We start from the raw sequence: 2,425 nt of genomic DNA on the forward strand, positions 1-2,425 counted from the left end.
GCACGTGCAGATCAGCGAAGATGACAAGTGAGCTCCTGGTAGCGCTATGGCTTCGACACCACTGGCCTACCAGGAGCTCACTCATTCCCCACGTGTAACACGCCGCTCACCAGTCACAGCAGTTTCCAGACACGCTCTTAGAGAGCTCACTACGTCGACCAATACTGGCGTGCGGTCGCAGCGAACCGGCGCAACGGACAGCGCGCGATGGTGGCGAGGATCGCCGAGCTGGGTTGCCTCCGGCCCCACCTGGACGTCGAACACGCAACCGACCTGGTCGCGGTGCTCGTCGGCCATGACGTCTACGACGGCCTGGTACAGGAAGCAGGCTGGGCCGTCCGCGCGTACCGAGGGTGGTTGTTTAGCACTCTGGTCGAGCAACTGCTGCGCGCGCACAGGATCGACGCCAGGACCATCAGCGACCTCTCTTTCGCAAGGGACATCCCCGGCAGAAGGCAGGCATGACCACGACGGCACGGCGCTCTCGATGTGTCGTAGCTGTGACCGCAGGGCAACGTTGTCGGCGGCTACCTGGCGCACCCCGTCCAGCTCCCCGCTCGGCAAGCGCGCGAGGCTCTACCCGCAACCTGGTTCTGTAGCGAAAATCCTTGGCTGTAACGGAATGCTGGAATCGCAGGGGCCTATGGCGGGATCCGGGCGGGCGGCCAGGACGTTCTCCTCTGTTCGATTTTGTCCAGCCGCGCGATGCTCGGATCGGTCGAAGCCGACTGTTCGCAACATCGCTCTGAGGACGCCGCCGACGAAGGAGGGCACCATAAGCAGCCCCGGATCCGGCGTGAAGGCACGGCCCCCGCGAACGCGTAGGTCCCGGGTGGTCGTCGGTGCCATCATCGCCTTGGCAGTGGTGGTAGTTATCGCTGTGGGAACCTTCGTGGTCGAGTGGGTGATCTCAGCGAACTGGAAGCGACCGGACTTCGCGTCGCTGGCTCAGCAACCGGACAGTTCGCTGCAGGGCACTGTTGCCTACTTCGCCGGGCAATCTCGGTGCGTTCGGGTCGTTGCGGCGGCCGGCCAGCCAGACAAGGACGTGCTGTGCGTTGGGGACCAGGTCACGTCGAACTCCAAGACAGCGGGCAAGGACATGGGTCCACAGCTTGCGTGGCTGCCCGACGGTCGGCTCGAAGTGACAATGTTCCGGATGAACCCTCAAGAAGTCGCGACAACCCCTCCCCCGGGGATGCACCTGACCGCGGGATGGCGGAAAATCGTGGATGTTCGAACGGGAGAGGTCGAGGACGTTCCAACGGCTGACGTACCGTCCCAACCGGACCCGTTGACCTATCCGACGGTCAGCCCCAGCGGGGAGCGGGTCAGCACAACGTCTGACGGGGGCCAGACCGAGGTCGTGCTCGACGATGGCTCGGGGCCGCGAACGTTGCTGTCCTTCCCGGCCGCTCCGAGCGAGGCCAACTACCTCTTCGGGCCAGCGTTCTGGGCGCCGAACTGGGATTGGATCGCGGCCAGCGACGGAAGGGTCTTGATCATCACCGCCGATGACCCTTCGGTGACCCGCGTGCTCAGGGACGACACAGGCTCGGTCAACAACGAATCCTGGGCCGAGTTCGCCGTGACTGACCAGAACCTCCTGACACCCGCCGGTTGACTGGTCCTGGCCGTCATGTCGAGTTCGGCCGGAGACGCGCAGTGCCGATGGTGGGTCACCGAAAACCGGCCGGGCGCTCCGCGGCCTGGTTTGTAACGACGTTCCGGCTGGCTGTAACGGTTGGATCAGCAATGTGGCGTTTTGGAGAGCAGGTCATCGTTGGGAGCCGGCCGCGGGTCCCGCGCAGAGTCAGGTTGTCTGTGCGTCAAGGATGGTGGTGACGCGGTGTTGGAGGTGCGCACCCAGCGCGGTCGCCGACCGGCATAAGGAGTGGACGATGCCCATTCTCCTGGCCTCGCCCCAACTGAAGCTGCGCGGCCGGCCGACGGCTCCTGCGGCCAAGCTGGACGATGCTGCGGTCAAAGCGGAGCTGATCACGATGGCGATAGCGGACAGCCTGGAGGCAAATAGCAACCTGCCCGCGTCGGCCGCCGACGCGCTCCGCGGCCCTGCCCTCGACCGGCTCTTCCCGGACAGCTGAGCTATGACCGACGCAGTAGTCAGCAACGACTGGCGAGGCGCGCCGGCCGCCGGCCCGTCCGCCGCCAAGGCCGGAAAGTGGGCTCTGGGTGCGGCCGGGTGTGCCGCCATTGGCGCCGCCTGTGCACGACCCGTGGGACTGGCAGTCTGAGCAGGTCGGGTGGGGCCCAGCCGGAGTTTCCTAGATAAGTTGATCATGAGGAGTGTTCTTGCAGGTCACGGGTGGTGCAGGGAGTGTTGGTTCCTATGACCTAAGTCGGGGTCGGTGCCCATCTGGGGAGGTTGAACAGGTCGTAGAGGGCTTGCTGGTCGCTGGTCATG

At 65.1% G+C, this 2,425-nt stretch carries 3 protein-coding genes; all 3 read left to right on the plus strand.

Features of this window, described 5'->3' with window-relative positions; genetic code table 11:
- Nucleotides 1–207 precede the first annotated feature (207 nt).
- Nucleotides 208–465, plus strand: coding sequence for a hypothetical protein (locus VIM19_05570; GenBank protein HEY5184367.1), 258 nt, complete (start codon nucleotides 208–210; stop codon nucleotides 463–465).
- A gap of 367 nt (nucleotides 466–832) precedes the next feature.
- Nucleotides 833–1,624: a hypothetical protein gene (locus tag VIM19_05575; protein ID HEY5184368.1), complete on the plus strand. Its 792-nt coding sequence runs from the start codon at nucleotides 833–835 to the stop codon at nucleotides 1,622–1,624.
- Between the two features lie 277 nt (nucleotides 1,625–1,901).
- On the plus strand, nucleotides 1,902–2,105 hold the full coding sequence (locus tag VIM19_05580; protein HEY5184369.1) for a hypothetical protein: 204 nt from the start codon (nucleotides 1,902–1,904) through the stop codon (nucleotides 2,103–2,105).
- Nucleotides 2,106–2,425 lie beyond the last annotated feature (320 nt).

It is taken from the genome of Actinomycetes bacterium (assembly GCA_036510875.1).
In the GTDB taxonomy this organism is placed as follows: Bacteria; Actinomycetota; Actinomycetes; order Prado026; family Prado026; genus DATCDE01.

Excerpts from the sequence above, each read along its gene's own strand:
- VIM19_05570 (HEY5184367.1), top strand. The coding sequence starts at position 208 with ATGGTGGCGAGGATCGCCGAGCTGGGTTGCCTCCGGCCCCACCTGGAC.
- VIM19_05580 (HEY5184369.1), top strand. The coding sequence starts at position 1,902 with ATGCCCATTCTCCTGGCCTCGCCCCAACTGAAGCTGCGCGGCCGGCCG.